At 64.0% G+C, this 7,140-nt stretch carries 8 protein-coding genes and 1 riboswitch; of the genes, 3 read left to right on the top strand and 5 right to left on the bottom strand.

Going from position 1 to position 7,140, the window contains the following annotated elements; all coding sequences use genetic code 11:
- The first annotated feature begins 1,040 nt into the window (after nucleotides 1–1,040).
- The gene (locus tag HQ354_RS17115; RefSeq protein ID WP_068423327.1) at nucleotides 1,041–1,361 is read left to right on the top strand and encodes a homoserine dehydrogenase; all 321 of its coding nucleotides are present in this window, start codon (nucleotides 1,041–1,043) and stop codon (nucleotides 1,359–1,361) included.
- Here the strand turns inward: HQ354_RS17115 and HQ354_RS17110 are convergent.
- Nucleotides 1,358–1,729: a helix-turn-helix domain-containing protein gene (locus tag HQ354_RS17110; RefSeq protein WP_068423290.1), complete on the bottom strand. Its 372-nt coding sequence runs from the start codon at nucleotides 1,727–1,729 to the stop codon at nucleotides 1,358–1,360. The genes HQ354_RS17115 and HQ354_RS17110 overlap by 4 nt on opposite strands.
- A gap of 60 nt (nucleotides 1,730–1,789) precedes the next feature.
- Between HQ354_RS17110 and HQ354_RS17105 the strand changes: the two genes are divergently transcribed.
- Nucleotides 1,790–2,443, top strand: coding sequence for an FMN-dependent NADH-azoreductase (locus tag HQ354_RS17105; protein ID WP_068423288.1), 654 nt, complete (start codon nucleotides 1,790–1,792; stop codon nucleotides 2,441–2,443).
- A gap of 96 nt (nucleotides 2,444–2,539) precedes the next feature.
- Nucleotides 2,540–3,697 (top strand): LCP family protein, encoded by a 1,158-nt coding sequence (locus tag HQ354_RS17100; protein ID WP_254303449.1) that lies wholly within the window; start codon nucleotides 2,540–2,542, stop codon nucleotides 3,695–3,697.
- On the opposite strand, the gene HQ354_RS17095 is transcribed toward HQ354_RS17100, so the two are convergent.
- The 4 genes from HQ354_RS17095 to tenA form a co-directional block, all read right to left on the bottom strand.
- A complete protein-coding gene (locus HQ354_RS17095) occupies nucleotides 3,698–4,417 on the bottom strand; it encodes an ABC transporter ATP-binding protein (protein ID WP_068423323.1) in 720 nt (239 codons plus the stop codon).
- On the bottom strand, nucleotides 4,414–5,235 hold the full coding sequence (locus HQ354_RS17090) for an ABC transporter permease (protein ID WP_222635232.1): 822 nt from the start codon (nucleotides 5,233–5,235) through the stop codon (nucleotides 4,414–4,416). The genes HQ354_RS17095 and HQ354_RS17090 overlap by 4 nt, the downstream gene beginning before the upstream one ends.
- Nucleotides 5,213–6,232, bottom strand: a complete 1,020-nt coding sequence (locus tag HQ354_RS17085) for an ABC transporter substrate-binding protein (protein ID WP_222635235.1) — start codon at nucleotides 6,230–6,232, stop codon at nucleotides 5,213–5,215. Before HQ354_RS17085 ends, HQ354_RS17090 begins: the two co-directional genes overlap by 23 nt.
- Complete coding sequence (gene tenA, locus HQ354_RS17080; RefSeq protein ID WP_167677758.1) at nucleotides 6,214–6,939, bottom strand: thiaminase II; 726 nt, start codon at nucleotides 6,937–6,939, stop codon at nucleotides 6,214–6,216. The genes HQ354_RS17085 and tenA overlap by 19 nt, the downstream gene beginning before the upstream one ends.
- Nucleotides 6,933–7,031: riboswitch (TPP riboswitch) on the bottom strand. Its footprint overlaps the gene before it by 7 nt.
- Nucleotides 7,032–7,140 lie beyond the last annotated feature (109 nt).

The raw sequence follows: 7,140 nt of genomic DNA, 5'->3' as shown, positions 1-7,140 counted from the left end.
ATTCCGAACCCGGAAGCTAAGCCCTCCAGCGCCGATGGTACTGCACCCGACAGGGTGTGGGAGAGTAGGACACCGCCGTGCACAACATCACAGAACACCCCGCAACCCACGGTTGCGGGGTGTTCTGCATTCCACACCCAAACATAAAACCTGCCGGCGAACGGCATGAATGAACCATCCACCCCGTCTACCCGCTGCCACGAACCATCCATACCCGAACCGGCCGCGGCGGCGGCGGAGTGTCCGCATCGATGAACCATCCACGCTGACAGATCGTATGAATGCGCCATTCACGCGAACACCCCCGCCGGCAAGCGGCATGAATGAACCATCCACCCCGTCTACCCGCTGCCACGGACCATCGATGCCGAGTCCGGCCGGCCGGTGCTGGCGACGAGCCGTCGGGCAGCGGCGAAGAGCGCCAGGCCGTCGGACGACGTTCTGGACCTCCCGTGTTTCCTGAGCTCGTATCGTTCGAGTGACTTCGCAACTCTCAGTTCGTGGTCACGAACCAAGTTTTCGTACACGTACATGTGAACTCCTTGCATGACAGCATGACCGCACGCTGCAGAGCTCGACGAGCATCACTGCAGGCGGTGAAAAGAAAGCGAAATCGAATTCGCTAGATGAAGAGAACGGGCGCGTCGCCACGCGAAATACGCGGAACGACAACATCGTTGGCAGATACCGTCATAGTCCCACTCCTTTCGCGGCCGCCTCGGTTCGTGACGCTGACCATCATGCGACAGACGCGCCACCGCGCGCCACCGAATTAATTGCCATCGTGACGGCCCCTCACAACTGTCGCGCGCAGTGTGTTGTGATCGGTCATAGGATCCGTGGTAACGGGCTTCGGGTCGGTTTCACGTCGTTATCGTGGGTGAAGTTCCGAATAATGAAAGAACCGAATCGTCGACACCCCTCGATCACCGCGAACCGACGACGTCGTCGCGGTCCGTGCACGCCCCTTGTCCTCGATTCGAACCGACGAGATTCGATGGCGGCGATGAATGGGGTCGTCGACCGGGGAAGGCAGTGTCGTGGAGCAATCGTTTCGTTCTCCGTCGTTGCACGCGTCGCGATTCGTGATCCTGGTGGCTCAGTTCGTCGACCGGCGCATCTCTGCAGACCATTTCTCAGCGCGGTTCCGTGAACTCGAACGTTCGGATTCCGGCTACCTGGATCGCGACGTGTCGGCCATCGTGCGCAAGCTGTCGGTCGACGTCGGCGCATTTCGAGGCGACGTCAACCTGTTGGGCGTCGATTACATCGACGGTGAACAGCTGTGGCGGGCGTCGGGCGAGGCATTCCGTGACCTCCTGACCCTGCAATCCGGATTGCTCGGGCGGGAGGCGGGCTAGCGGTCGCGTTTGAACTTCTCACGCAGCCGTACGAGGTCCTCGAGCTTGAATCTGCGGTGTGTGCCGCGCATTTCGATGGCGAGGTCGCCTGCGTCGGCCAGCCTGCGCACGTACGTGTCCGAGACACCCAGGATCTCGGCGGCCTGAGACGTCGTCAGCAATTCGCCGACGGGTCCTACGGTGACCGCGGTTCCCGACGCGAGCTGCCGGAGCAGTTCGACGACGGCGCGTCGCGCAGGCTCGTCGATGTCGAGTGAGACACCGTCGACAGCGATGTCGGGGGTTCGACCGTCCAGTCCGGCGACCACGGCGTCGACTGCGCGTGAATCCTCGGCGGACAGTGCGCTCGCGATGTACCGGTGATCCATAAGCGGGAAGACTACTGGGCATAGTCTGTAGTTACCTACCCCCGGATCAAGGAGCCGTCCGTGCCGCAGTTGCTGCATCTCGATTCGTCTGCCGACCTGAGTCATTCGGTGAGCCGGGCGGTCACCGCTCATTTCTCGGACGTGTGGCATTCCCTCGGTGCCGACCATTCGGTCATCTACCGCGACCTGCATCGCGATGCACTGCCGCATCTTCCGACGTCCGCCTTGCACTGGGCACCGCATCTGCGCACGGCGGAGGAAGTAGCGCCACCCGAGGCCGAAGCGCTGCAGAAGGAATTGATCGACGAGGTGGTCTCGGCGGACGTCGTCGTCATCGGGGCACCGATGTACAACTGGTCGGTGCCGTCGACTCTCAAGGCGTGGATCGACTACATCCACGTTCCCGGGATCACCGTTCCTTTCGACGCACCCACGCGGCCGCTCGAAGGCAAGCATGTCGTCGTCGTGTCGAGCCGTGGGAACCAATACGGTCCGGGCACTCCGGACGAAGGTGCCGACCACACCGTTCCGCAGCTGCAGCAGGTGCTGGGCACAGCGCTCGGGATGCAGGTGCACGTCGTACTCGTCGACCTCACACTCGCGGCCCGGGTGCCGGCGATGAGTTCGTTGATTCCGCAGGCACAGGACTCGCTTGCCTCGGCCAGGGCGGCCGTCGCTGACCTCGCGGCCACCCTGGGGCGCGGTCTCGGTTAACCTCGTCGAGTGCTTCTCGATGGGACCGGCCGTTCTCGAAAAGCCGGGCGACATCGAGTGTCGGCCGGTCGTCATCGGGCGACCCATACACAGCGCTTGCTCGTTCACGCCAGTCGTGGGTTGGTGGGGCTGGCCGCGGTGTCGTCACTGGTCGTCAGCGGTGTCGGGTGGGCAGTGTATCGAGAAGCGACGACGGGGCTGACGACGTCGAACGCTCTGGCGGAGCTCCCGGACAACGATCCGAGCCTGAACGGCGAAGACACCAACATCCTGCTCATCGGACTCGACAGTCGAAAAGACATGGACGGCAACGACCTTCCGCCGTCGTTCGTCACCGATGAGCTTCACGCCGGAGACAGCGACGTCGGCGGCTACAACACCAACACGCTTCTCCTCCTTCATCTTCCGGGCGACGGTGGTCGGGCGAAGGCGATCTCGATCCCGCGGGACGACTACGTCGACGTGCCCGGCTACGGTAAGCGAAAGATCAAGGAGGCCTACGGGTTGGCGAAGGCAGACGCCGACTCCGCGCTGTTCGACGAGGGTGTGACCGATCCGGCGTCTCGTGAACGGCAGGCGCGCGAGGAGGGCCGTCGCTCCACGCTCCAGGCAGTACAGCGCCTGTTGCAGGTCCCGATCGATCATTTCGCGGAAGTCAACCTGCTCGGCTTCTACGACATCGCCAACGCCGTCGGTCCGATCCCGGTGTGCCTCAACGACGCCGTCGACGACGAGTATTCGGGTGCACGCTTCCCGGCAGGCACCCAGACTCTCGATGCGTCGCAAGCATTGTCGTTCGTGCGGCAACGCCATGGCCTGGTCGACGGCGACCTGGACCGCACTCGCCGTCAGCAGGCGTTCGTCGCCGGAGTCATGTCGAAACTGAAGGAATCCGGCATTCTCGGCAATCTCGGGGAACTGCGTGCTCTCGTCGCTGGGACGAAGCAGGACATCGTCATCGACAGAGACCTCGATCCGGTCTCACTCGTCTCGCAGGCCGGCAGCATCGTGGACGGGGAGATCGACTTCTTCACACTCCCCGTCGAAGGCTACGAGACGGTCGACGGCCAGGACGTGAACATCGTCGACGTCGATCGCTTGCGCTCGGAGACCGCGCGAATTCTCGATCCCGCACCCGAGGAACCTGCCGCCACAGCCGAAACCCCTGCGCCCGACGCGGATCCGACGACCGAGGTCGACGACCCGCCTGCCGTCGGCGTGCAGGTGGACGGCAACATCCCGTGCGTCGACTGATCAGTACGAACTGATCAATACGTCCATCAGCTCGGACTCGACCTTCGCGAACTCCGGCGACGTGACGACGTCGAGCGCGCGCGGTCTGGCGAGCGGCACCTCTACCTGGCGGCGCACGCGAGTAGGCTTGTCCGACAACACGATCACGCGATCCGAGAGATAGACCGCTTCGCGAATGTCGTGTGTGATCATCAGTACGGTCCACCGGTACTGCAGCCAGACGTTCTGCAGCCAGCCCTGCATCGTCGTCCGCGTCAACGAGTCGAGTGCGCCGAACGGTTCGTCCAACAGGAGAACCTCACGGCCCTGCACGACGGTCCGCAGCAGGGCTGCGCGTTGCCGCATGCCACCGGACATCTCGGCGGGACGGGCGTTCTCGTACCCACCCAGTCCGAAGATCGGGAACAGCTCGCGTGCGCGTCGGCGAGCGTCTTTCTTGTCGACGCCTTGGACTTCGAGGCCGAGGGTGGTGTTCTCCAGCGCCGACCGCCACGGGAACAGCAGGTCCTTCTGTGGCATGTACGCGCAGGTCGGCGCGTCGACGATTCCCGAGTCCGGCGTATCCAGCCCGGCGATGACGTTGAAGATCGTGCTCTTACCGGATCCGCTCGGGCCGATGACCGACACGAATTCTCCCTGTGCCACATCGAAATCGACGCCGTCGAGAACGGTGCGGTCGCCGAAGGACTTCGTCAGACCGGACAGGTGCACATGCGTCATGACGTCCTCCGATCCAGCGCCCACGGCGCGACGACGCGTTCGACGGCGTACGTGAGCAGGAACAGTGCGACGCTGATGACGGCCGTCACGACCACTGCGGCCAATACGAGATCGGTGCGGAACGAGTTCTTCTGCTGGGCCATGTAGATGCCGAGTCCTGCACTGGCGCCGGCATATTCGGCGAAGATCGCGCCGACGACCGCGTACGTGATGCCGATACGCAGTGCTGTGAAGAACCGGGGCATCGCCGACGGCAGTCGCACGTAGCGGAACTGCTGCCACCGACTCGCGCCCATACTGGCCAGCAGTGAACGGGCGTCGCGGTCGGTGGCGGTGAAGCCTTCGATCAAACCGATGGCCATCGGGAAGAACGTTGCCAGCGCGATGACGAGGATCTTCGGGAGCAGTCCGAATCCGAACCAGATGATGAGCAGCGGCGCGATGGCGATGATCGGCAACGTCTGCGACACCACGAACAGCGGGACGACGGCCCGGCGCAGCCACGGCGAGAAGTCGACGGCCACAGCCAGAACCCAGGCCACGACGAGCGACACCGCGAATCCGACGATCGTGACCTGCAGCGTGGCTGCGGCGTTCGTCGCGATCGCGTCGCGATGTGCCCAGCCCTGCGTCAGGATCCGTGTCGGCGACGGCAGCACCTGCGGCCTGATGCCGGAGACCGAGACGTAGATCTGCCATGCGGCGACCAGCACGACGACGATCGTCGCCGACGGCAGCGCCCACCGAACGAGCGTCAGGACCCGTCGGGCACGGGGTGACGACGACTCGGCTGTGCTACTGATCGGCGAGGTAGTCATCGGTGAAGTACGTCGACCAATCGGGTTCCGACGTCAGCGGCGCGCCGGACTCGTCGACGAGAACACCGTTGTCGTAGAGGAACTTCGAGTAGGCCGCCCATTTCTCGAGGTTCTGCGTGCCCACGGTTCCCGACGCGTCCTTCATGTAACTGTCGGCGAGCATCTGTTGGCTCTCGAACACGAGGTTCTCGTCGGTGAACGCGCCGGGGTTGGCGTCGATGACGTCCTGTGCGGCGCGGTGCGGATCGTCGGCTGCGAGTTGATAGCCGCGCTGCAACGCCTGGACGAACTTTCTCGCCTCGTCGGGGTTGTCGGCCAGCCAGTTCTCGTTGCCGCTGATGGTGATCGCGTACGCGTCGGGAAATCCGTAGTCGGTGTAGTCGAAGTACTTCATCGGCGTGCCGCTGTGCTCGGCCTCGATGCCTTCCCACGCGAAGTAGGACACGGTGAAGTCGGCGGTGCCGGAGTAGACGGCTTCGTAGGCGGATGTGCCGAGCACGACGGTCTCGTAGTCGCCCGCGCCGCCGTCGTTCCGCACGACCTGCCTCAGCGTCGCCTGCTCGCCGGTGTCACCGAAGCCCGCGTACGTCTTTCCGTCCAACGCCTTCGGGCTCGGGACGTCGTCGCGATCGGCCTTGACTCCGATGCCCGTCGCCCAGTGCTGCAGCGGTGCGAGCACCGAGACGATCTGTGCGCCTGCGGCTTTCGCGAACGCCGTCGAACTCTGCGTGCTGATGCCGAATTCGGCGTTGCCCGAATCGACGAGCGTGTCGGGCGAGGTGTTGTTGTAGGGCAGCACCTCGACGTCGAGACCGGCGTCGGCGAAGTAGCCTTCCTGCAGCGCAACGTACAGTCCGGTGTGGTTGGTGTTCGGTGTCCAGTCGAGTGCGAACCGGATCGTGTCGGAATCGTTCGACTGTGCGCACGCGGTGAGTCCCGCGATAGACACGGCCGACACAGCAAGTGCAAGAAGCTTTTTCACAACGCCACCGCCGATCGCGAGTGCGACCACGGCGTCGGATGCAAGGCTGTGTCCCAGAACGACAGCTCGTATCGAGTGGCGATCACGAACGCGTCGACCATTGCCTCGCGCTGTGCCTCGGTCGCTCCATCGGCCGCCTCGTCGACGAGAGTTCTTGCGGCGGAGACGATGTCGCGGAACTCGTCGGAATCGTACGTCGACACCCATCGGGCGTACGGGTGCTCGGGATCCCGTGCCAGCACGTCCTGTGCTGCACCCGCCAACCGCGCCGCCACATCGGCGTAGATCCAGAAGCACGGCAGAATTGCTGCGGCCGCGACCGGATACGGCTCGGTGGCTGCAGTGGCGATCAGGTAGGAGGTGTAGCCGAGGCACGTCGGTGAATGCTCGACGCGCGCGTCCGACGGAGGGAGCGCACTGCCGGACAACAGTTGTTCGTGCAGAGATGCCTCGTCGACAGCGCTGGCCGCCGATGTCGCCCAGAACGCGGCCGTGGTCGCGTCGGGCGCCCGCGATGCGAGAATGGCCAGCGCCTTGGTGTATCCGGCCAGGTAGAGCCGGTCCTGCTCGATGTAGAAGCGGAACGCGTCGAGCGGCAACGTTCCGTGACCGAGCTGCTCGAGGAACTCGAGTCCGTCGATAGCGGTGCGCAACGAGCTTGTTGCGTCCCACATGCGGTCCGTGTGGCGGACAGAATCCGCCGAGTGCACAGGCGTAACCATCGCCTTGACATCCCTTCGTCAGCATTAACTGCATCAGGTTCGACGGGTGTGATCTCAGCATCCTCAGGTAGGACGCACCCCGTGTCAGAACAACGCCGACCATAGCACCATCCGCCGACCGGGCGATCGAAGGACTGCAACGGGCTGCAACCCTGTCGCTTGTGGGTCAGGTCACATAGACATGTGTTCATCGAATCAACC

It is taken from the genome of Rhodococcus sp. BP-261 (genome assembly GCF_019835205.1).
Taxonomy (GTDB): Bacteria; Actinomycetota; Actinomycetes; order Mycobacteriales; family Mycobacteriaceae; genus Rhodococcoides; species Rhodococcoides kyotonensis_B.
This window is presented reverse-complemented; position numbering and strand designations above follow the sequence as displayed.